Raw genomic sequence first — 21,130 nt, 5'->3', positions numbered from 1 at the left:
GTTTATGGGGCGGGATAATAATGCCATGGCCAAAACCCCTGCCCAGCGGATCAAGAAGCACGGCTCAAAGGCGGTAGTACCGCAGCACCACCTACCCCCGGTGGTTAATCCCACCACCGCGCGCACCCCGCAGAAAGCCGAAAGCAACGGCAACCTCATCCTGATCGCAGGCGTGGTGGCCAGCCTGTTCCTGTTCTGGTACCTGCACCTGCTGACGCTGGACCAACTCCGGCAGCTCGCCGACGGGCTGGCCATGCCCGATTCACTGCTCGGCGGCTTCGATCCTTCCTACGTCAGCCAGTTGAACTCGGCCATGGACGATGACGCCCGCGGCCAGCTCAACTACATCCACAAAACGGCCGGCACCCTGTTCCCGCTGATCTTCGGTTTCACCTGGCTGCTGCTGATCGGAACGAACGTTGCCAGGAAGGCACTGCGCTGGACGCTGTGGGCGCTCCCCCTGCTGTTTGTGGTGGTCCGGCTCTGGGGCAACGCAGCCATCGACAGCATGCTGGCGTCGGGAACGCCCGACGCCGGGCAGGTCGCCCTTGCGTCCGTCCTCACCGTTGCCGGCTGGGTACTGCTGGTTCTCAGCCTGGTCGCCGGCGCGGCCGCAGTGTTCCTGCGGAAAAAGCCGCAGGAACGGCAGGAGGCCCGGTAGAACTCCCCATTCCCGCTCCTGAGAGGGGCCGGATAGGGTGTTGAATACAGGCGCTGGATGCCTGTTGCGGACTTAATACGGGGGAATCCTTGGGGGAATCACGGACAGACGTTGCTCTCAACGTCTTTGCGATCAGCGGAGTGGCCTGGACTTTGACGGTCCACAAGGCGGCTGAGGTTCTTGCGCATGAGCCGGATGCGGACCTGTCCGCATACCGGGAGTCAATCCATGCCGAGGCGTTGGAGGCGCTGGATTCCCAGGAAGTAGAGGCGGCCGGGGCCGAACTGCGCCAGGCGGGAATAGTTGACGCGAACGGTGCCATTACCCGGCAGTGGGCGCTGGCAGTCTCGATTGCAGCACTCGGCCCGCTCAAGGCCACTGGAGTGGTCCAGTCCGGCGAATCATCCGTCCACACCGACCTCGCCCTCGCAGGCGGCCGGGGTATCGGAGTCACTTATGCCCGGCGCATCAGGCACGGTGACGGGGGAGTCGACGTGACGGAGGTCCGCAACGCCGTCGAAATATCCTTCTTCGCTGAGGAAAATGCCTGGGCCGCCCTCAAGCGCCACCTCCCGGACATTACGGAAGTCCCCGAGGCCACCGAACTCCCGAAGGCCCCGGGCGCCGCGCTCAGCAAAATCGTCGCCAAGGCCAGGTACACCATCCATCTCCACGTGTCGGCTCATCCCGCGGGATCATGCCCAGTGCGGCCGTCTGCCCCGGCCCCCGCCCCGGACCACGTCAGCTGGGACGTCTGGGCGCTCGGGGAGCGTCTGTATTCAGTCAGTACCGGTCCATCCGGCGAGGGTTCCGCCCTGACTCCTGTTCCCTCGGATGCCATTCGCCTCGGGTTCGCGTGGCGGCTGTTGGGCGCCAGAAAATACCTGGCCAGCGCTGCGGAACAGGCGGCCTGAAGATGACCCTCTACGGAATGGACGTAGAAAGCGGGCGGCGCCTCAGCGAAGAGTTGGCCCGCGCCAGTGACCGGCTCGCTGCCCTGAGCCGCAGCCTCACACCCCTGATCCACGGCTCCCCCTGGAAGGGTGCAGACGCGCAGAAGTTTACTGACGAATGGACCGGCCACAGGACCAAGCTGATCAGCACAGCCCATGCGCTCGCTGCGGCGGCCAAAGATGTCGGGCGCAATGTCGAGGAGCAGATTGCGGCCAGCACCAGGGTGACGGGCGGAACGTATGCTCCGCAGGCCCCGTCGTTTCCCGACCCGCTGCTTGACTCCATTGCCGGCACCGCAGGCGACTTGTGGAACACGGCCGGACAACTCACGACTACTGTCCAGGACGCAGTGGGTAACGTATGGAACTCTGTCCAGGACTCGGCTCCGCTTCCCATCCGCAACCTCATGGACGCCCAAGGAAATGTCTTCAGCCAAACCGGCAATGTGACAGACATGGGCTGGCGATGGCTGACATCCGGCGAGCCGCCATCGGTAACAGAGCTTTTCTCCAACGGCGTGTTGCTGGCGGTCGCCGTGGACAATCTGCGGGCAACCACCTTCAATTTGGGCTTGTCCAACCCCCACTTGCTTGATGACGGTCGGCCGGTCGCCGGGGAGCCTATCCCTGTTGGGGTTGGAGATCCCAGGATGGTGGACACCAACGGCAGGGGCAATACGCCTGTCCCGTCCACCATCAGTGCGGTACTGGCCACGACCAACATGGCGTACGGGGACCAGGGAAAGCCCGGCACAGAGGACACGGGCGTTCGCATCAACAGGATCGACAAGCCGGGTGAGGCGCCGGCCTACATCATCAACATTCCCGGCACCACGCGGTGGATGCCTGACGGCGCGGCAAATCCCACGGACCTAACCGGGAACCTCCAACTGGCAGGCGGTAACCTGTCCACCGCGGCGGAGGCTGTCCGGCTGGCCATGGAGCAAGTCGGCATCCCGGAAGGAGCACCGGTGATGCTGTCCGGGCACTCCCAAGGTGGAATGATTGCTACGGCGCTTGCATCCGATGCCGGGTTTACTGACCGCTTCAACGTCACCAACGTGGTCACGTTCGGTTCACCCGTGGATTCCGCGCACATCCCGTCGTCCATCGATGTTTTGGCATTGCAGCACGCCGGAGATCCGGTACCGAAGGTGGACCTGGCCGACGCCACCGCGTGGTCGGGCGGGATGGTTTCCGCTAGCCGGGACAACGGGGCCACCATAGTGGAACTGCCAAACCCCGGCGGCGACCCCGGGATTGCGGGCATCAACTACCACGACGGCTCCGCTTACGTAGAGTCAGCCCGGAACCACGAGGCCGGCGGACCGCTCGCCCAGTACAGCCAGCAGCAATCGACCCAGAGATTCCTGACCTCGGATGCCAGCCAAGTAACCTCGACGGTGTCCAACATTTCCCGAAAGCAGTGATGATGCGCCGACTTAAAACCGTTGCCGGAATGCTCGCGCTAGGGCTGGCAGTCCTTGCTCTCGCATCGTGTGGCCCCGGTGCCCCGACAGGGGCTGAAAGCCTGAAAGCCTCCATGGAGGACGCCGCCATGTCAGTTCCTGGGATTGCATCGGCCCAGGTCCACGTGAACATGAATACGTCCGGAAACTTCATCACCGCGAAGCTCGTGGGAACCGGCAGCGACGAGGCAACGCTCGCCAAGGCTCTAGAAGGAGCCCTTCCAGCAATGCTCGAGAAAACCGAAAATCTCCAGTCCGGGACCTTCTCGACCACCATCTTTTCATCCGATGATGCCGTCTCCGTGGGGGTGGATGCCCTCGGCTACCCGGGCGGCACCGCCCTAACGGACTTCAGGGAATTCTTCCTCAACCGGCCCTGACCCCAGCGCGGCCGCTGCCCGGACCTGTTTCCGGTGCCGATGCACCCGCTGCGCTATAACCAAACCGGCGGTGGCCATCCCCACGGTGACCGGGTAGCCCATAAGCCGTTCCAGGGTGCCCGGTTCCGGCACCTGCATGCCGGTCAGCCCGCCCGTTACCAGGGCGGCAGCGGACACGGTGCCGCAGGCCAGGATGAACCAGGCCATCGCTGTCTTCCGCAGCCAGAGGAACCCCAGGACCAACAGGGCGACCGCCCCGGCAATGAAGTACATGACTGCGCCGGAAAAGTGCCAGCCGGAGCCAACATCCTCCGGAACCAGCCCCACAATCACCGTTCCGGCTCCCGCCGTTCCTGTCAGCACCCGCACGGCCAGGGCGGCCAGCCACGGTGTCCGCCGGCCCGGCCGGACCCGCGCGCCGGCCAGGGCAGCCACCCGCAGCAGCCCCGAGCTCAGGAGCAGCGCCCCCAGCAGCATCCCCAGCCCCTGGACCACGAACGATGCGTTCATCAGCCAGTTCAGCGGGGAACACACCTCCCGGCCATCAAAGACGCCGCAGTTGATGGCCCCGAGGTCGCTGATGTAGCCGGTGCGCAGGTCATAGGGCCGGGGACCGGCCCAGGCGCCAATCACCGCCGCCTCCGCCGCGAAATACTGCAGCACGCTAAGCACGGACCAGGCTCCGATGTACTGCCGGGTGGAGGTGGTGTCCGGGATGAACGCCACGGATTGGGCGGTGGACGGCGCTGAACTCATGCTTTGAGCGTAGTACGGCTCCGCACCTTGTATGCTTATATCCGTGTCCGGCCGGACCGGCCTTGCCGATCCATCGGATGCCCGCCCTCGTAGCTCAGTGGATAGAGCACGGCTCTCCTAAAGCCGGTGTCGTTGGTTCGATTCCAATCGAGGGCACTTGAACTTTCCTCCCCCGGAGTTCGCCCTCCGCTCCTACCTGCTCGGCAGAACGGCCAATGGGCCCGCCGGGCAGTGGACCGTCCAGCGGGACCTGCTGGACCGGACGAATGGCACCCGCGGAACCTTTTCCGGCGTCGTCCACTTTGTTCCCACGGACGACGGCGGCCTTGCCCTCCGGGAGGAAGGCACCATGCGCTGGCCTACCTTTACCGGCCCCGCCTCGCGTGAATACCTCTTGAAGACCACCGACAGGCCCGATGCCATGGACGTATTTTTCCCGGACGGGCGTCCCTTCCACACCATGAGCTTCACGCCGGAGGCCAACCTGGACCAGCACTGGTGCGATCCTGATACCTACCGCGTGGCGTACAACTATGGGGATACGGACCGGTTCAGTTACAGCTGGGACGTCAAGGGCCCACGCAAGGATCTGCTGCTGACATCAACGCTGGTGCGGGAAGCATGAAAAACCGCATCGTGGTCTCCGCCGTCTGCGTTTTTGATGACGCCGGCCGCCTTTTGACGGTAAGGAAGCGCGGCACATCCATGTTCATGCATCCGGGCGGCAAGCCGGAAGCAGGGGAAACAGCGGTACAGACGGCGGCTCGGGAGCTGGCGGAGGAGGTGGGTATCGTCGTCGATCCCCGGGAACTGCAGCTGATGGGCGTTTGGATCGCCGATGCCGCGAATGAGGCCGCCACCGACATCGAGGCTACCGTGTTCTTGGCGCCGGGCACTTGGGCGGCCCATCCGTCCGCCGAAATAGCGGAAATCCGCTGGCTCGAACTCACCGGCGAACTGCCCGCGGACCTCGCCCCGCTACTGACGGACCATATCCTTCCAGAGCTGGCTGCAAGGCCTGCCGGCGCCCGGCCGGAAGCCTAGAACTCAGGAACTGCTTCCTGGGCCACTGCCGTGGCTTCAGCAAACTGCGTCCGGTAGAGCTCCGCGTAGCGGCCTTCGGCGGCCAGCAGTTCGGTGTGCGTCCCGCGTTCCACAATCCGGCCGTCCTCCACCACCAGGATTGCATCAGCGGCACGGACCGTGGACAAGCGGTGGGCAATCACGACGGCGGTGCGCCCCTCGAGAGCGGCGCCCAGTGCAGCCTGTACTGCAGCTTCGTTGGTGGAGTCGAGTGCGGCGGTCGCCTCGTCCAGGATGACCACGCGGGGCTGGGCGATGAGCAGCCGGGCGATGGTAAGCCGCTGGCGTTCACCGCCGGAAAGCCGGTAGCCGCGTTCTCCCACCACCGTGTCCAGCCCGTCGGGCAGGGAGCGGATCATGGCTTCGAGCCGGGCCTGACGGATGACATCCCACATGTCCTGCTCGGTGGCGTCCGGCTTGGCCAGCCGGAGGTTGGAGGCGATGGTTTCGTGGAACAGGTGGCCGTCCTGCGTCACCATGCCCAGGGTATCCCGCAGCGAATCGAACGTGGCATCGCGCAGGTCAAGCCCGGTCCCGGGCCTGGTTCCGCCGAGGCGCACCGCGCCGGAGTCCACGTCATAGAGCCGGGCCAGCAGCTGGGCGACGGTGGATTTGCCGGCGCCGGAGGATCCGACCAGCGCCACTGTCTGTCCCGGTTCCACCCGGAAGCTGATGCCGTGCAGCACCTCTTCCCCGCCGCGGGTGTCCAGTGTGGACACATCCTCGAGGGAGGCCAGTGAAACCTTGTCTGCGGAGGGGTAGGCGAAGCGGACGTCGTCGAACTCCACGGCGACCGGTCCTGGGGGAACAGCCACGGCGTCCGGCTTCTGCCGGATCAGGGGTTTGAGGTCCAGGATTTCGAAAACACGCTCGAAGCTGACCAGGGCGCTCATGATTTCCACGCGGGCATTGGAAAGTGCCGTCAGTGGAGCGTAGAGCCGGGTGAGCAACAGGGCCAGCACCACAACGTCACCTGCCGCCAGTTGTCCGGTGATGGCCATCCAGCCACCCAGCCCGTACACCAGGGCGAGCGCGAGCGCGGAGACCAGGGTCAGGGCCGTCACAAATGTGAACTGCAGCATGGCGGTCCGGACGCCGATATCGCGGACGCGGCCGGCGCGGAGGGCAAATTCCCGGGATTCCTCATCCGGGCGGCCGAAGAGCTTGACCAGGGTGGCGCCGGGGGCCGAGAAGCGCTCGGTCATTTGGGTGCCCATGGCGGCGTTGTGCTCCGCAGCCTCGCGGCGCAGGTCCGCGAGTTTGGAACCCATCCGCCGCGCCGGGATAAGGAAGATCGGCAACAGGATCATGGCCAGGACCGTCACCTGCCAGGACGTGCCCAGCATCACGATGAGCGTGAGGATCAGTGCCACCACGTTGCTGACAACCCCCGACAGGGTGCCGGCGAACGCCGATTGGGCACCGATGACATCGTTGTTCAGCCTGCTGACCAGGGCTCCGGTGCGGGTGCGGGTGAAGAACGCGATGGGCATCTTCTGCACGTGGTCGAAGACCCGGGTGCGCAGGTCCACAATCACACCCTCCCCGATGGTGGAGGAGAGCCAACGGCTCACCAGGCCAAGGCCTGCTTCTGCCACGGCCACGACGGCGATGAGCACGGCCAGGCGGACCACTTCCCCGGCGGCGGCCTTAGCCACGATCGCGTCCACCACCTGCCCAGCCAGGACGGGCGTGGCCACGGCGAGGAATGCCATCACAATAGACAACGCCACAAAGGCCAACAGCTTGCCGCGGTGCGGCCGGGCAAACCCCAAAACACGCTTCAGGGTGGCCTTTGAGAACGGTTTGGAACCGCTCTTGGCCCGGGTGATGTTGTAAAGGGAGCCCCAGGCCACCCGTTCCATACTCATTGCTGCTGCTCCACTACTGTCCCGTTCTCCACATTCCAACGTACATCCAGCCGCACGTTTTCCAGCAGCCTCCGGTCGTGCGTCACCAACAGCAGGGCGCCGTCGTAGCTTTCCAGCGCCTCCTCCAGCTGTTCGATGGCCGGAAGGTCAAGATGGTTGGTTGGCTCATCCAGCACCAGGAGGTTCACCCCGCGCGCCTGCAGCAGCGCCAATGCAGCCCTGGTCCGCTCACCGGGCGACAGCGATTCAACGGTCCGCGCCGTGTGGTCCGCTTTGAGTCCGAACTTGGCAAGCAACGTACGGACCTCTGCCGGGTTCAGCTCCACGAGGACGGCCTCGACGGCGTCAGCCAGGGCAAGATGGCCTGCCAGCAGCCCGCGGGCCTGGTCGATCTCCCCGATGGCCACCGACGCGCCCATGGCGGCGTTGCCGGACTCCGGTGCCAGGTCACCCAACAGCAGGCGCAACAGGGTGGACTTGCCGGCGCCGTTGGGGCCTGTGATGCCGATCCGCTCCCCCGCATTGAGCTGGAGGTTGACCGGTCCGAGGGTGAAACCGCCCTGCCGCACCACAGCATCGCGGAGGGTTGCCACCACGGCGCTTGAGCGGGGCGCCTTGCCGATGGAGAACTGCAGCTGCCATTCCTTCCGAGGCTCTTCCACGACGTCCAGCCGCGCGATCCGCGATTCCATCTGCCGCACTTTCTGTGCCTGCTTCTCCGAGGACTCTGTGCTGGCGGCGCGGCGGATCTTGTCGTTGTCCGGGCTCTTCTTCATCGCGTTCCGAACTCCCTGGGAGCTCCATTCGCGCTGCGTCCGCGCCCTGGACACCAGATCCGCCTTGGTGGCGGCGAACTCCTCGTACTTCTCGCGCGCGTGCCGTCGCGCCACGGCGCGTTCTTCAAGGAAGGCGTCATAGCCGCCGTCGTAAACAGCGACGGAGTTCTGGGCCAGGTCCAGTTCCACCACGGTGGTGACGCAGCGGGCCAGGAATTCCCGGTCGTGGCTCACCAGGACAACACCGCCGCGCAGTCCGCGGACAAAGTCCTCGAGTTTCGCGAGTCCGGCCAGGTCGAGATCGTTGGTGGGTTCGTCCAGGAGGACGACGTCGAACCGGCTGAGCAGCAGGGCTGCGAGGGCCACCCGTGCTGCCTGCCCGCCGGACAAACCCGTCATCTCGGCGTCCGCGCCTGTTTCCAGCCCCAGATCGGCAAGGACGGCGGGGATGCGGTCGTCCAGGTCCGCGGCACCGGAAGCCATCCAGCGGTCGAAAGCCCGCGCGTAGGCGTCATCGGCACCAGGGGCGCCGGAACCGAGCGCCTCCGCTGTGGATTCCATCTCTGCGGTGGCCTCGGCACAGCCGGTCCGCCGGGCAATGTAGGCGGCAACCGATTCGCCGGGAACCCGCTCATGCTCCTGGGGAAGCCAGCCCACGAAGGCGTCAGCGGGAGCAAGACTGACAGTGCCGTCCTGCGGCTGGTCGACCCCGGCAAGCAGGCGGAGCAGGGTGGACTTCCCGGCGCCGTTGGCTCCCACCACACCCACAACATCACCGGGGGCCACCGTGAGGGAAAGTTCGGAGAAGAGCAGCCGGTGGTCATGACCGCCGGAAACATCCTTCGCAACAAGGGTCGCAGTCATGGTTCATCCTTTCACCGAAGCGCGCAGCAGGTCTGGCGTCTTTCGGCCCGCAAAGCCTCTGCATACCGGCAGGAGGACGGCGCCCGGAGCGCGGACATGAAAGAACCCGCTGGTCCGGACTTGGGGGGTGTACGGACCAACGGGCTCGACCATCAAGCATAGTCGAAACGGAGGTGCTGGCAAAATCGGCAGGGCAACGGCAGGCTAATATCAACACACCATCCGTTCTGCAGAGAGCAATCCATGACCCTCCCCGCCAAGGCGTTCCAGCGCTGGCTGCAAGGCATCGCGCCGGACGCCAGTACGGCAGACGTCTGCAGGATCTCCGGGATCAAGCGGACCACCCTGGCCCAGCAGCTGGTGCGCGGGAAAGTCTCAGTAAGCACGGTGGTCAGCATCAGCCGCGCCTACAACATCAATCCGGTGGCGGCCCTGGCCGACTTCGAACCGTACCGGGAACTGGCGCGTGCCCAGCAGCCGCCCGCCCCGTGCGAGCTGGTAAGCCAGATTTCCACCGCCGACCTCCTGCGTGCCATGCTGGCCCGTCCGGGGCTGGACCCGGCGGGGGAAACAGGCGGCAAGCCGCCCGCACTGTCGCCGGCGCCGCACGCAACGTCAGTCAAGAACTGGGTTGACGCCATTGACGACGGCGAAGTGCGGCACCGCGTTTCCGCCGCCACCGGCATTGCCCCGCAAAACTATTCCGCGCAGCTGACCGCCAACCGGCTTTCGGCGGAGCTGGTTGTGGCCACGGCGCGGGCGGCGGGCGTTGGAGCCGCCAACGGCCTCGTGGCCACCGGCCTGATCACCGAGGAAGAGGCCGGCTGGCCTACCGACGCCCGCCAGGCAGCATTGGACAGCCTGTCCGACGGCGACCTCGCCGTCCTGGCCGGCGACCGGCTGCAGGCGTTGGGCAAAGTTCTACGGCGCCAGGAACACGACCAGGCGCAGACAGAGAAGATTTGGGAGAACCTGGGATGATCGAAATCCTTCAGTGGTCAACGCTGGCCACCTGCGGCCTCATCGCGGCTGCCCGGGTACCCAGTGCGCTTAGGGGAGAGAACAGGTCCCTCTTCTATATCTTCGCCCTGATGACCGCGGCCATTTTTTTGAGCATCGAGGCGCCTTACATAGCGGTGGACACAGCGCTGGGGGGCATCAATCTCGCAAACCTGCTGCTGCGCTTCATCATCTTCGCTGCGATCTACTTCATCGGGATACGGGTAACCCGCGGATTCGGTGCCGACCATGCCTACCGGCTCATTACGGGCAGGCTTGGCATGGCGGTGCTCCTGGTCATTTCCCTGGTGATGACCATTCTGTTCTTCCTTGCGGACACGGCCGGTTCCTCTGCAGGGATGGCGGCGACCTCAGGCAAGAGTGGGCGGAACTTCGTCCTGGTGGAGTACTACGCTGCAGCGGGCCGCGCATATCCCTCCTACATCTCCCTGGTCCTCATTCCGGCCATGGTCCGCGCAGTGGGCAGCAGGCTGCCCGTACTGGTACGGCTTGCGGCCGGGCTTCTCGCACTGGGCGGAGGTGCCAGTGCCCTCACCCTGCTGTTCCCTGTAGTGCCGCCGGAGTGGGGCGCGCTGGAATTTATCGTTAACTACACCGCAGTGCTCTGCTTCGTCCTCGGCCTCGCGCTGATCTGGGCAGCCAAAGTCAGGAACAGCAGGAGCTTCAAGCTGAAAAGGACATCTACTGAAACGTAACCTTTTCGGCTTTCACAAAATCATTAGAATGTGAAACAATCATGAATGTGTGAAGGTGGGGGTTGCGGGACGTTTACGAACGGGGATACTTTCTTGAACGAATGCGGCTCCCGGGGGCCTTTGCACGCTTTGGGGGGATGAGTGGTGGCGGCCGTTGGGGACCGCCCCCACTCAGCCATTTAAGGCCCCAAGCATTCCTTCGCGGCTCCACATGCTTGTTTGGCGCCTACTCCTGCCCGCGGACAAACCGCAGTGTCACCAACTGGAATGGCCGCAGGAGCAGCTCCACCCCGTCAGGACCGGCCTCCACGCCGGCAGGCTCGACCGCGCGTTCCAGCAAATCGACGGCGCTGACGCGCTGTACCGGGAAATTCGCCGTGAGCCTTCCGCCCGAACGCTGCCCCAGCGACTCGTACAACCGGACGATCACATCTCCGGAACCGTCCTCAGCCAGTTTGACTGCCTCAATAACCAAAGCCGCATTGGACAGGGAAACCAGCGGCTCCACCGGCGAGGCGCCGGCAACCAGGCGCGGAGCAAGGTTTGTCCGGTAACCCTCCTGGACGGCATCGGCGATGTCAGCGCCGGGCCGAACAGTGACCGTCAGCACGTGACGCCCACGGTCTGCATCCGGATCAGGAAACTTAGGGGCACGCAACAGTGACAGACGGACCGTGGTGGTGGTGCCGCCGTCGGACTCCCTGATGCTCCTGGTGACGTCGTGGCCGTAGGTGGACGAGTTGGCAATGGCAACGCCGTAGCCTGGCTCCGCAACGTGGATCCAGCGGTGCGCACAGATTTCGAACTTGGCCGCTTCCCAGGACGTGTTGGTGTGCGTGGCGCGGAAGACGTGCCCGAATTGTGTCTCCGCTGCAGACCGGTCCGCACGAACATCCAGTGCGAAGCCAAGCTTCAACAGCTTTTCCCGCTCCTGCCAGTCCACGGACGTGGTGATGGAAAGGGAAGGGCTCCCTGCGGTAAGGCTGATGCGCTGGGTAATGGCAGAGGACCCGGCCATCCGCTCAACCACCACAGCAGCCTCGCCGTCATCGTCCGCGAGCCGCACAGACTCCGCGGACGTCAACGGTGTGACGTTGCGGCGGTAAAACTCGTCGATGTCCCAGGCGTCCCACTCGTTGGGGGTGTCGCGGTGGAGTTCCAGCAGGTTGCCGCGCTCCCCCGGGGCGATCGCCTCGCGGCCGCTGGCGTAGTCCCGAAGTGAGGTGAGCAAACCGTCCGCATCCAGGACTGCCCGGATGATGCCGTTGTCCAGTACGAAGCCGGTGTCCCGGGCTGCAGCACGGGCTGGTACCGGCGACGCCACCGGTTCGCCGGCAGCCAGCGCCGGCACGCCCTCCCGGGCATGCGGGGCTGCGTTCAACAAGAACTGCCGGTCCCCGCTGCCGAGCACTGCCTTGGCCGCCCGGGCGATGAGTGCTTCGAGGGCAACTTCGATGGCCTGGTAATTGCGTTCCGCGTCCTGGTGCACCCAGGCGATGGAGCTGCCCGGAAGGATGTCGTGGAACTGCTGCAGCAGTACCAGCCGCCACAGCCTCTTGAGCTCATCTGCGGGGTAGGCAAACGAGCCCCCTGTGCGGACTGCGGCCGTTGCGCACCACAGTTCCGCTTCGCGCAGCTGGTGTTCGCTGCGCCGGTTGCCCTTCTTGGTCCGGGCCTGGCTGGTGTAGGTGCCGCGGTGCAGTTCGAGGTACATCTCGCCCACCCACACCGGCAGTGACGGATACTCGTCCTCGGCCTGCTTGAAGAAACTCTCCGCGGATCCAATCCGTACCTTCGGTGAGCCTTCCAGGTCCGCTGTCCGCACGGCCGCCGCAAGCATTTCCCTGGTGGGGCCGCCGCCGCCGTCGCCATAGCCGAAGGGCACCAGCGACACCGTGCCCCGGCCGTGGTCGCGGTAGTTCCGCTCGGCGTGGGCGAGTTCGCGGCCGCTGAGCTGGGAATTGTAGGTGTCTACCGGCGGGAAGTGGGTGAAGAGCCTGGTGCCGTCGATTCCTTCCCAGTTGAAGGTGTGGTGCGGCATTTTGTTGGTCTGGTTCCAGGAGATTTTCTGCGTGAGGAACCACCGGCTGCCGGCGGACTTGACGATCTGGGGCAGGGCGGCAGAGTATCCAAAGGAGTCCGGCAGCCACGCTTCCTGGCAGTCCACACCGAACTCAGCCAGGAAGAAGCTTTTTCCCTCAACGAACTGACGTGCCATCGCCTCGCCGCCGGGCATGTTGGTGTCAGACTCCACCCACATGCCGCCCACGGGTACGAACTGCCCTGCACGCACCTTTTCCCGAATCCGGCCGAAGAGCTCAGGGTAGTACTCCTTGATCCAGGCGAGCTGCTGCGCCGAGGAGCAGGAGAAAACGAAACCCGGGTATTCATCCATCAGCGCCACCACGTTGGAGAACGTCCTGGCGCATTTGCGGATGGTCTCCCGGACGGGCCAAAGCCAGGCGGAATCGATATGGGCATGGCCGGTGGCGACGAGCTGGTGCGCTGAAGCATACGCTGGCCTTGCCATCACTTCGGCGAGGGCATTGCGGCCGGCTGCTGCGGTTCCGGCAACGTCGTCGGGATCCATCACGTCCATCATGCGCTCAAGCGCCCGGAGGATCTCGTGCCGCCGCGGCAGCTCAAGGGGCAGCACCGCCATCAGCCCGGACAGGGTCCAGATGTCCTGCTGGAGTTCCCAGACGGTCTGGTTCAACTCGGCGATGGCAATGTTTCCCAGCCTGTACTGGGGCGCCGCTCCGGCCGTTGACTTGTCGCCGTACGGGGTGGCAGCGAACGTCCAGCCCTGGGCAACATCAGGGTTGGCGGCGGCCTCCACGTAGAAGTCCACTGCCATGCCGCCTCCCAGCAGCTTCAGCGGAATGTACTGGTTTCGGGGCGACACGGCTTTGATGATGGTGCCGTCGGCGCGCCATGCGATGCCCTCGCACTGGAAGCCGGGCACTTCGACGGTGAAGCCCAGGTCAACCACCACTTCAACGGTGGTGTCCGGTTCCGTGCCCCAGAACTCGGGCACTTCACCCTGAAGGCGGAGCCACTTGGTACCCCACGGCTTTCCCCAGGGAGCGCAGTGTTCCTGCGGCTGAAACTTTTGCCGCATGGCTTCGAGGGCCGGGACTGGTTCGTCCGGCACATCCCAGCTGCTCAGGGTGAGGGGAAGGCTCCGGCTGTACACGGCGGGACCGATGCGTTCGCGGACGAATCGTTCGAGGCGGACTTCCGTGATCCGGCGGTCGTCATGCAATGTTGGCCCTCTTCAGCGCTGGAAATATGGACCATTGTGTCCATCCGGTGGATAAAACTACCCGCTGGTAGCCTACTCGCCAATGGCTGCGGATAACATCCCCAAAAAAGCGCTTTCCCGAACAATGGGCCCGCCGCGAATCCGGAAGTCAGGGATGGGCGCCAGCGCTTATCTGGGCCACGGGCCTCACAATCCGGTGGTCACCGGCATAGATATTGAGGCTGGTCCCCCGGCTGAAACCGGCAAGCGTCAAACCGCTGGCTTCCGCGAGTTCCACGGCGAGGCTTGACGGGGCGCTGACGGCAGCCAGCACGGGAATTCCCGCCAGTGCCGCTTTCTGCACCAGCTCAAAGGACGCCCGCCCCGAGACCTGGAGGACGGTGCCACGGAGCGGCAGGAGCCCTTCACGCAGCGCCCAGCCCACTACCTTGTCCACGGCGTTGTGGCGCCCTACATCCTCCCGGAGGCACAAAAGCTCCACGCCGCCGTCGTCCTGGATTCTGAACAGTCCAGCGGCGTGCACTCCCCCGGTGTCCTCGAAAAGCCGCTGGGACTTCCGCAGGAGAGCGGGCAGCGAAGCCAGGAGTTCCGCGTGAATGGCCAGGGGATCCGCGGCGGGACTGTAGTGCGAGGACTTCTGGACGGACTCCACCGAATCGGTCCCGCAAATGCCGCAGGAGCTTGACGTGTAGATGTGGCGGCCGATGGACGGGACTGTCACATCAGGCCGCAACTGGACTTCAACCACGTTGAACGTCTGGACGCCGTTCTCATCTTCACCGGCACAGAAACGCAGCGACACGAGCTGCTCGGAGCTCCAGATGATGCCTTCCGACACCAGGAAGCCGGCCACCAGGTCAAAGTCGTCGCCGGGGGTCCGCATAGTGACGGAGAAGGAGAGCTGGCCCAACCGGATTTCCAGCGGCTCCTCGACGGCGAGGACGTCCTCACGGTGCCGTACCGGAAACTCGAGGGCCTTGGGAGAACCGTCGAGGATATACTTGTGCACCTTTCGGCGCTGGGTCACACGGCCCATTCCCACCCCTGCCTTTTCATAAGTCCATCATGGCAACTGCCGGAGCGGGATGCCAGCGGGGCAAGTCCCTCAGCCAAGAAGCGCGCTCCAGTCCACGGGGCCGTTGGCCGCCGGCTTGGCGGCCGTCCGGCCTGGCCGCGCCGCGCTCCTCGGCTTTGCTTTGGTGGCAGGATCGGCAACCGCCGGTATAGGTGGTCCCCAGGGCAGGGCAACCGCGGGCACCAACTCGCCGAGCTGGACTCCGTGCGGCGGCACCACCATCACGCCGTCGGCCGACGCAAGCCCGCGCATCATGCCCGGGCCGGTGTGCTGCGCCGGAGATGCCATCCCGTACAGGAGCCGGAACGGCATCAGCCGTGTGCGGCCGGGATCGGGTTCGATGATGCTTCCGCAGGGCACTTCCTGGACCTCGGGCAGGCTGCCGTGTCCCAGCGCGGCGAGCAGCGGTGCCCCCACGGTGAGCAGTGCCATCATCGCGGCGAGCGGGTTCCCTGGGAGGCCGAGCACAAAACGGCCATCCGGCAGTTCCGCCAGGACAGCCGGATGTCCTGGCCGCATCGCGATCCCGTCGATGACGAGCCGGCCGCCCAGCTCTGCCACCGCCTGGCGGAGGTGGTCCGTACCGGAGCGTCCCGTCCCGCCTGTAGTGATGACGACGTCGGCCGGCAGGTCAGGAGCGCCGGGCGCCTCAGGGACACCGTCTTCCAGTGCGGCGAGCCACTCGCCGTAGGAGTCCCCGATTCTCTGCTGTTCCCCCGCTATACCTCCCAGCATGTCCACGACTGCCGGCAGTTGCGGACCGAACGTGTCCCGCACCTGGCCGGGGACCGGTACTCCCTGGTCGATAACTTCGGAGCCGGTGAGCAGCAGCCGGACCAGGGGTTTCCCCTGGACCTGCAGTTCGTCGTAACCGGCCAAGGCAGCCAAGGCAAGATGGGCAGGATTGAGCTTCGCCCCCGCCTTGACCAGTACGTCCCCTGCCAGGGCTTCCTCCCCGGCTTTACGGATGTGCTGGCCGTTGCGCGGCTCTCCGGGCCGTACGCTTCCTCCGGTCATCAGGACAGGCAAGCCGTCCTCGTCCTTGCCCAGCACTGCGCTCTCGCTCCGCAGCACTGCTTTTCCGCCCGGAGGGATCAGCCCGCCGGTGACGATAGGGCTGGCCTGGTGGGGCGCCAGGCGAGCCCCGGGTTCCGCCAGAATCCATGGCCCGGTCCCGTTAACGGCCCAGCCGTCCATGGCGGAGGACGCGTAGTGGGGCATGTCCTGCAGTGCCGCAACGTCCTGGTCCAGCCTGCGGCCGAGGGCCAAATGCAGTGGAACGGGTCCGGCAGGAATTGGCGAGGCAGCCTCGAATGCGGCCAGCCGCGCTTCCTCCCAGGTGTGGGCCAGGTGCTGCGGCACCTCCGGCTGGCCGGTTGGGCTCCGTTCCTCCCCGGGTTCCCCTGTCATTCGCCGGGAGTCCCGGCGGCTTCAGCATCGTAGTCGGCAGCCAGGGAACGTGCCACGGCCAGGGCCCCTTCCATGGACGCGGCATCTGTGCTGCGTCCGGCTGCTGAGGCCAGGCCAGCGGCGTAGCCGGCGATGAAGGTAGTCAGTGGCGCCGCCGGCCGCACAACGGAGTGGGCGGCTACACCCGCGAGGGCGAGGATGGCATTGACGTCCACCTGGACGTCCTCAAGCTCATAAGCCTGGAGCAGGGACCTGCACCATTCCTCCAGCGTTTCATCCTGGCTTTTCACGCACTGCCTCCCAATTCAACTGCTGCCGCGCGGGTCCTGGACCTCGTCCCGGATCCCGGCGTCAACTCCTAGTGCGGCGGCATCATCCCAGGTATCCACATCATCGGTGGAGCCGGCCGGGACGGTGACAAGCTGCAGGTCAAGACTAGCAAGGAGCGCCCGCATGGAGCCGTTGATTAAGGCACCTCGCGACGCCAGGTCCCCAGCAGCCCTTTTTAACAAGCCTGTGCGGTAAAACCCCGCGAGTTGCTGGGCCCTGCCGTCCTCGGCGCATGCCATGAGTCCGTCGCCCTGGAACTCCTCCTGTTCCAATGCCTCCCTCAGTACCTGCACGGCAGCCGAGACCCGCGGCATGTCGCAGGCCAGCACCAGCGTGTACGTCCGTTCGCCTCCGGCTTGTGCCAGGGCTTCGAGGCCGGCAGCCACAGCGGCAGCGGGTCCTGCGAACTCCGGCTGCTCCCGGCAGGAGAGTACACCGGGGGGAAGTGCGCCGGGATCGGGACCAACCACCACCGTACGGAAGGCCCCGGCGGCCGCGGCAAGTGACCGCTGCAGGAGCGTGGCACCGTGAAAGACCAACCCTTGCTTGGGCAACCCGCCCAGCCGTGACGACCGGCCGCCGGCCAGGATCAGGGCATCGAAGTCCAGCCGGTTTTGCTCCACTCCCCCAGCCTAGTCCGGTGACGGCGGAGGCTAACTATCTGGAATCAGGCAGCGCGCTCGGGCAGCAGGAACGGATCCCAGGCGGGCGTGGGCTTCTCGAGTTCCTTGATCTGCCAGATGGTGCCGTGCGGCGGCTCGGGGACGAACCGCAGCTTCCAGCCCATTTCCGCCGGGGTGTGGTCACCTTTGACGTTGTTGCACCTCAGGCAGGCGGCCACCAGGTTCTCCCAGGACTCAGCACCCCCGCGTGACTTTGGCTGGACATGGTCGATGGTGTGCGCAGCTTTCCCGCAGTAGGCGCACTTGTGCCCGTCGCGTCTGAGCACGCCCCGGCGGCTGACCGCCGTCGACTGGTTGTATCTGGGACGGATGTAGCGGTTCAGGAGGATCACGGACGGGCGGCCCAGGATCTCCTGGGGGCCCACCACGGGGTCGTCCCCTTCAGCCACAACGCTCGCCTTGCCCGTGAGCACAAGCACCAGCGCCCGGCGGAAGGTAATAACCGCCAGCGGTTCATATCCAGCATTCAGAACGAGAGTGCGCATGCACGTACCTCTTCACGGCCGCACCCGTCAGGGGCACGAGGGCCGGCTGCCCTCGGCATGTCCGGGCTATGGATCGACACCACAAGAGTAAACAAAGAAGTGCACTATCAGCTAATAACAGTTGCCGGGGTTGCCGTGTCCGGCCGAAACTCGGTGGAGTGCCCGCCCCTGCCGGGGGTTAACAGACAGGACCCCTGCCGCGTAGGGCAGGGGTCCTGTGAGTGTCTTGATCAGCAGCGCAAACCGCGGCTGCGGGTGTCAGTCGACGCGGATGAACACCGGGCCGGAGCCGACGTTGGCACTGAAGACAACGGTCTGGTTGCCGTTGTAGCCGCCATGCACCGCCTGGCCGTTTCCGGCATAGACGGCAATGTGCGCCATGCCGGCTCCGCCGTCGGCGTAGTAGATGAGGTCGCCCGGCTGAGCCTCGGCAGCGCTCACCGTGCGGCCCAGGGACAGGTAGCCTGCCGGCCAGTCATGGAAGTTGATGCCAACGGCAGCCAGGGAGTTGGTCACCAGCATGGTGCAGTCCTGCGTAACGCCGAGCTGGGCGTAGGCGGCGGACAGGATGGCTGCACCCTTGCCGCTTGCCGAGGCAGGAGCGGCGGGGGCTGCAGCGGCCGGAGCTGTGGCGGTCACCTTGGCGACAGCGGCTGTCCCTGCGGCGGGAGCGGCGGGAGCAGGAGCCGGAGCCGGAGCAGCTTCCTGGACCTCAACCTCGGGCTCGGGTTCGGGCGCCTCAACAACGGGAGCCGGCGTGGTGGTCACAGCAGGCTTCTCGAAGGAAATGGCAATGGTGGAAGCAGCGGAGATCGGAGCCTCAACCGTTGATTCAACTTCCAGGGTGGAAGCCGGAGCGGAGTCACGCTGAACGTTGGCATCGGCGGCGTTGGCTGCGAGGCCGCTGGTCAGGACCAGGCCGGAGGCGGCTGCGATAACAGCTGCCTGGCGTCCTACGCCGCCGGCGTTGTCGCCGACAGCCTTGGCAATGATGGCGAGCGAGTTGGTTTTGGTGACCTCGGCGCGGTGCCGTGCGGTTGCACGAGTAGTCATCAGTTCTCTCTTTCGTTTTCCTTCAAACCGCGTGTAGGCAGCCAAAGGGGACTGGACGCGCCGGCATCTTGGGGGTACGCCGGCACGCCCCGAACGGGGGATGTGGTGATTTAGCGAAAAGCGTGTTTGGGCAAAGAAAAAGCCCTTGGACCGTAAGGTCGAAGAACTAGTTCATGGTGTAGAACGCGGAGGAGCCGGTAGCAGCGGCCGCGTGCAGCAGCGTTCCCTGGGAGGGGTTCAGGGCGCTGATCATCATGCCGTTGCCGACGTAGATACCAACGTGCGCGCCGCCGTTCTGCATAACCAGGTCACCGGGCTGCGGCGTGGAGGTGGGCTTCATTGCCGTCCAGGCGTTGACGCGGGGGATGCTGATGCCGGCCTGGGCGTAAACCCACTGGGTGAAGCCTGAGCAGTCCCAGCCATTGGGGGTGGTGCCGCCCCAGACGTACGGGCTGCCGATGCCGGTGTAGGCGATGGCCGCAATTCCGGAGGTAGCAGCGGAGGATGCGGTCGCTACGACCTTCTCTGCTGCTTCGGAAGCAGTGGTGGCCGTGGGAGCGGTGGCCGCATCCGCGTCGTCGTCTTCATCATCAGAGGTTGACTGGACAGTCACCGGCTCCAGCACGGGAGCGGCGATGGTCTTGACCACCGGGCGCTCGAAGGAAACGGTAGCCGTGGGTGCCGCGGTGACGGCGAGGGCCGCCTGCGCGGACCCGGATTCGGTCGAAGCGGAAACACCAGCGGTGGTGTCCGCTGCATTGGCCGGCAGGCCCATGGTCAGGATGAGTCCGGACGCAGCTGCGATAACTGCAGCCTGGCGACCTACTGTCCCGGCATTGGCACTAACAGCCCTGGACATGGTGTCCAGGGGGTTGGTACGAACCGTTTGCGCACGGTGGCGCGCAGAATTATGGCGTGAAGACACGAAGGTAGCCTCTCCCAATGCCTGCGAGGTGAGCTGTCGGATTCGGATGGGAGTCACCCGGCCGCGCGGCTTCCGTGGAAAGCTTTGCGACTTAACCCCAAGGCCTTCAAAGCTGAAGGCCAAAATTGGTTCCCCCGCCCCTGCCAGACGATGAAATGCGAACGGACCTTGAGCGGTGGCAGAGTTAGGCAATCCGCACAAGAGCGTCAACTTCGGAAAAGTTGACGCGAGTTAGACGGTACAGCAGTTTTGCGTAAATGTCACATTCAGGTCACGGCAGGTCAACATCATTTGAGAGTCCACGGTCATTTGACTAGAGCCAGCCGGTCGGGTCAACAACTTCACCGTTGACCTGGACCTCGAAGTGAAGATGGCAGCCCGTGGAGGCTCCCGTGGTCCCGCTGAGGGCCACAACGTCCCCGCGGGAAACCGTTTGCCCCTCCTTGACGCTGAAGGACGACAGGTGGTTATAGGTGGTTTCCAGGCCGTTGCCGTGATCCACCACAACGCGGTTGCCGCCGCCGTACTGGTGCCAGCCGACGAAGGTAACGGTTCCGGTGGCCGCGGCCAAAACCGAGGTGCCGCATTGGGCTACGTAATCCTGCCCGCGGTGGAAGTCGCCGGAGCCGCCCGTAATCGGGCTGACGCGGTAGCCGAAAGGCGAAGCAGTGCTCAACGCAGCGAGCGGGGCTCCGAGGCTTCCGGCGGAAGCAGCGCGGGTTATGGCACCGGCAGACTGGGCACTCAGCAGCTGTTTCAGCTTTCCGTCCGGGTCCGCCTTGGTGACTACAGCAGAGCGGCTGAAATCGATCTGGGCTTCGGCCTTCGCGGAAACCTGCGGCTGTGGGGCAACAGCGGACGCAGCAACAGAAGCAGCTCCCGAGCCGTCCGTTGCCATCACGGGACTGGTGGCCGGAACGGTCACGGTGAGAACCAGCCCGGCCGCGGCCAGTGCGGCGCCGGCCTTTTGGCCGATTCCGCTGGCAGCAGCGAACTCAGTGATCTGATGGAAGGGACCCCGACGCCGGCGCGCATCACGTTGCGGATCGCGGGGGCGTTCCGAGGTGATGACTTCGACAACGCGCGGTGTCGAAGCAGGGACCGCCGCGCGGCGGCGTCCCCTGGAATTCTGCATGGTCAAGAAGGGTTCCTCTCTGGGTAGCCTGCGAAGTTAGCTGTCGGATTCGGGTCAGAGAGTTCATAGACCCGGTCCGCCGTTAGCAAGCTTCGGCACAGAGATATCCCCGGAGGAATCCTTCACTGGAAGAGGCTTGCTGCTGACGGACTTCACCCCAAGGCAGTCCCCCGGCTGCCGCTTGTGGTTCCCCCGCCTCTGCCAGTTACGACTCGTGCTCCTGATCTGCTGGCAGAGCTCG

At 65.2% G+C, this 21,130-nt stretch carries 20 protein-coding genes, 1 tRNA gene and 2 riboswitches; of the genes, 9 read left to right on the top strand and 12 right to left on the bottom strand.

The features are described 5' to 3' along the window. The first annotated feature begins 25 nt into the window (after positions 1–25). The 4 genes from M1E07_RS05355 (at position 26) to M1E07_RS05340 (ending at position 3,463) form a co-directional block, all read left to right on the top strand. A complete protein-coding gene (locus M1E07_RS05355) occupies positions 26–661 on the top strand; it encodes a hypothetical protein (RefSeq protein ID WP_461189228.1) in 636 nt (211 codons plus the stop codon). 140 nt (positions 662–801) lie between these two features. Next, on the top strand, positions 802–1,575 hold the full coding sequence (locus M1E07_RS05350; RefSeq protein ID WP_461189227.1) for a hypothetical protein: 774 nt from the start codon (positions 802–804) through the stop codon (positions 1,573–1,575). Positions 1,576–1,577: 2 nt separating this feature from the next. Further along, positions 1,578–3,044, top strand: coding sequence for a PGAP1-like alpha/beta domain-containing protein (locus M1E07_RS05345; RefSeq protein WP_461189226.1), 1,467 nt, complete (start codon positions 1,578–1,580; stop codon positions 3,042–3,044). A 128-nt stretch (positions 3,045–3,172) separates the two neighbouring features. After that, positions 3,173–3,463, top strand: a complete 291-nt coding sequence (locus M1E07_RS05340; protein WP_461189225.1) for a hypothetical protein — start codon at positions 3,173–3,175, stop codon at positions 3,461–3,463. Here the strand turns inward: M1E07_RS05340 and M1E07_RS05335 are convergent. Then, the gene (locus tag M1E07_RS05335; RefSeq protein WP_461189224.1) at positions 3,425–4,219 is read right to left on the bottom strand and encodes a DUF998 domain-containing protein; all 795 of its coding nucleotides are present in this window, start codon (positions 4,217–4,219) and stop codon (positions 3,425–3,427) included. The two genes, M1E07_RS05340 and M1E07_RS05335, sit on opposite strands and share 39 nt — an antisense overlap. Before the next feature lie 83 nt (positions 4,220–4,302). Here M1E07_RS05335 and M1E07_RS05330 point away from each other — a divergent pair. From M1E07_RS05330 to M1E07_RS05320, 3 genes are all read left to right on the top strand, one after another. Beyond that, a tRNA-Arg gene (locus tag M1E07_RS05330) sits at positions 4,303–4,375 on the top strand. Position 4,376: 1 nt separating this feature from the next. Then, positions 4,377–4,844 (top strand): DUF6314 family protein, encoded by a 468-nt coding sequence (locus M1E07_RS05325; protein WP_461189223.1) that lies wholly within the window; start codon positions 4,377–4,379, stop codon positions 4,842–4,844. Continuing rightward, positions 4,841–5,263 (top strand): NUDIX hydrolase, encoded by a 423-nt coding sequence (locus tag M1E07_RS05320; RefSeq protein ID WP_461189222.1) that lies wholly within the window; start codon positions 4,841–4,843, stop codon positions 5,261–5,263. Before M1E07_RS05325 ends, M1E07_RS05320 begins: the two co-directional genes overlap by 4 nt. On the opposite strand, the gene M1E07_RS05315 is transcribed toward M1E07_RS05320, so the two are convergent. Both M1E07_RS05315 and M1E07_RS05310 read right to left on the bottom strand, forming a co-directional pair. After that, a complete protein-coding gene (locus M1E07_RS05315) occupies positions 5,260–7,173 on the bottom strand; it encodes an ABC transporter ATP-binding protein (protein WP_461189221.1) in 1,914 nt (637 codons plus the stop codon). The two genes, M1E07_RS05320 and M1E07_RS05315, sit on opposite strands and share 4 nt — an antisense overlap. Beyond that, positions 7,170–8,813: an ABC-F family ATP-binding cassette domain-containing protein gene (locus M1E07_RS05310; RefSeq protein WP_461189220.1), complete on the bottom strand. Its 1,644-nt coding sequence runs from the start codon at positions 8,811–8,813 to the stop codon at positions 7,170–7,172. Before M1E07_RS05310 ends, M1E07_RS05315 begins: the two co-directional genes overlap by 4 nt. A gap of 243 nt (positions 8,814–9,056) precedes the next feature. Between M1E07_RS05310 and M1E07_RS05305 the strand changes: the two genes are divergently transcribed. After that, positions 9,057–9,794 (top strand): hypothetical protein, encoded by a 738-nt coding sequence (locus M1E07_RS05305; protein WP_461189219.1) that lies wholly within the window; start codon positions 9,057–9,059, stop codon positions 9,792–9,794. Further along, complete coding sequence (locus M1E07_RS05300; protein ID WP_461189218.1) at positions 9,791–10,528, top strand: hypothetical protein; 738 nt, start codon at positions 9,791–9,793, stop codon at positions 10,526–10,528. Before M1E07_RS05305 ends, M1E07_RS05300 begins: the two co-directional genes overlap by 4 nt. Before the next feature lie 226 nt (positions 10,529–10,754). Here M1E07_RS05300 and M1E07_RS05295 read toward each other — a convergent pair whose 3' ends face one another. From M1E07_RS05295 to M1E07_RS05255, 9 genes are all read right to left on the bottom strand, one after another. Continuing rightward, positions 10,755–13,793 carry an alpha-mannosidase gene (locus M1E07_RS05295; protein WP_461189217.1) on the bottom strand — a complete coding sequence of 1,013 codons (3,039 nt, stop codon included), beginning with the start codon at positions 13,791–13,793 and terminating at the stop codon, positions 10,755–10,757. A 148-nt stretch (positions 13,794–13,941) separates the two neighbouring features. Continuing rightward, positions 13,942–14,829, bottom strand: a complete 888-nt coding sequence (gene fdhD, locus M1E07_RS05290; RefSeq protein WP_461189216.1) for a formate dehydrogenase accessory sulfurtransferase FdhD — start codon at positions 14,827–14,829, stop codon at positions 13,942–13,944. Positions 14,830–14,898: 69 nt separating this feature from the next. Beyond that, positions 14,899–16,278 (bottom strand): molybdopterin molybdotransferase MoeA, encoded by a 1,380-nt coding sequence (locus tag M1E07_RS05285; protein WP_461189215.1) that lies wholly within the window; start codon positions 16,276–16,278, stop codon positions 14,899–14,901. Next, positions 16,275–16,568 (bottom strand): DUF6457 domain-containing protein, encoded by a 294-nt coding sequence (locus tag M1E07_RS05280; RefSeq protein ID WP_307096466.1) that lies wholly within the window; start codon positions 16,566–16,568, stop codon positions 16,275–16,277. Before M1E07_RS05280 ends, M1E07_RS05285 begins: the two co-directional genes overlap by 4 nt. Positions 16,569–16,583: 15 nt before the next feature. Beyond that, complete coding sequence (gene mobA, locus M1E07_RS05275) at positions 16,584–17,231, bottom strand: molybdenum cofactor guanylyltransferase (RefSeq protein ID WP_461189214.1); 648 nt, start codon at positions 17,229–17,231, stop codon at positions 16,584–16,586. Between the two features lie 44 nt (positions 17,232–17,275). Next, positions 17,276–17,776 carry an HNH endonuclease gene (locus M1E07_RS05270; RefSeq protein ID WP_461189213.1) on the bottom strand — a complete coding sequence of 167 codons (501 nt, stop codon included), beginning with the start codon at positions 17,774–17,776 and terminating at the stop codon, positions 17,276–17,278. 258 nt (positions 17,777–18,034) lie between these two features. Further along, positions 18,035–18,829, bottom strand: coding sequence for an NlpC/P60 family protein (locus M1E07_RS05265; protein ID WP_461189212.1), 795 nt, complete (start codon positions 18,827–18,829; stop codon positions 18,035–18,037). Between the two features lie 166 nt (positions 18,830–18,995). Continuing rightward, positions 18,996–19,688 (bottom strand): C40 family peptidase, encoded by a 693-nt coding sequence (locus M1E07_RS05260; protein WP_461190331.1) that lies wholly within the window; start codon positions 19,686–19,688, stop codon positions 18,996–18,998. Positions 19,689–19,758: 70 nt separating this feature from the next. Then, a riboswitch (cyclic di-AMP (ydaO/yuaA leader) is annotated at positions 19,759–19,939 on the bottom strand. Positions 19,940–20,067: 128 nt separating this feature from the next. Beyond that, the gene (locus tag M1E07_RS05255) at positions 20,068–20,889 is read right to left on the bottom strand and encodes a M23 family metallopeptidase (protein ID WP_461190330.1); all 822 of its coding nucleotides are present in this window, start codon (positions 20,887–20,889) and stop codon (positions 20,068–20,070) included. 10 nt (positions 20,890–20,899) lie between these two features. After that, a riboswitch (cyclic di-AMP (ydaO/yuaA leader) is annotated at positions 20,900–21,118 on the bottom strand. Positions 21,119–21,130 lie beyond the last annotated feature (12 nt).

Source organism: Arthrobacter sp. Z4-13 (assembly GCF_054792705.1).
Note: the sequence above shows the minus strand (reverse complement) of the source record. Positions and strands in the feature narration are given on the sequence as shown.

Coding starts and splice junctions, on each gene's coding strand:
- M1E07_RS05335 (WP_461189224.1), bottom strand. CDS start 4,219: ATGAGTTCAGCGCCGTCCACCGCCCAATCCGTGGCGTTCATCCCGGAC.
- M1E07_RS05310 (WP_461189220.1), bottom strand. CDS start 8,813: ATGACTGCGACCCTTGTTGCGAAGGATGTTTCCGGCGGTCATGACCAC.
- M1E07_RS05320 (WP_461189222.1), top strand. CDS start 4,841: ATGAAAAACCGCATCGTGGTCTCCGCCGTCTGCGTTTTTGATGACGCC.
- M1E07_RS05260 (WP_461190331.1), bottom strand. CDS start 19,688: ATGTCCAGGGCTGTTAGTGCCAATGCCGGGACAGTAGGTCGCCAGGCT.
- fdhD (WP_461189216.1), bottom strand. CDS start 14,829: ATGGGCCGTGTGACCCAGCGCCGAAAGGTGCACAAGTATATCCTCGAC.
- M1E07_RS05345 (WP_461189226.1), top strand. CDS start 1,578: ATGACCCTCTACGGAATGGACGTAGAAAGCGGGCGGCGCCTCAGCGAA.
- M1E07_RS05270 (WP_461189213.1), bottom strand. CDS start 17,776: ATGCGCACTCTCGTTCTGAATGCTGGATATGAACCGCTGGCGGTTATT.
- M1E07_RS05255 (WP_461190330.1), bottom strand. CDS start 20,889: ATGCAGAATTCCAGGGGACGCCGCCGCGCGGCGGTCCCTGCTTCGACA.
- M1E07_RS05340 (WP_461189225.1), top strand. CDS start 3,173: ATGTCAGTTCCTGGGATTGCATCGGCCCAGGTCCACGTGAACATGAAT.
- M1E07_RS05265 (WP_461189212.1), bottom strand. CDS start 18,829: ATGACTACTCGTGCAACCGCACGGCACCGCGCCGAGGTCACCAAAACC.
- M1E07_RS05285 (WP_461189215.1), bottom strand. CDS start 16,278: ATGACAGGGGAACCCGGGGAGGAACGGAGCCCAACCGGCCAGCCGGAG.
- M1E07_RS05355 (WP_461189228.1), top strand. CDS start 26: ATGGCCAAAACCCCTGCCCAGCGGATCAAGAAGCACGGCTCAAAGGCG.
- M1E07_RS05300 (WP_461189218.1), top strand. CDS start 9,791: ATGATCGAAATCCTTCAGTGGTCAACGCTGGCCACCTGCGGCCTCATC.
- M1E07_RS05315 (WP_461189221.1), bottom strand. CDS start 7,173: ATGAGTATGGAACGGGTGGCCTGGGGCTCCCTTTACAACATCACCCGG.
- M1E07_RS05305 (WP_461189219.1), top strand. CDS start 9,057: ATGACCCTCCCCGCCAAGGCGTTCCAGCGCTGGCTGCAAGGCATCGCG.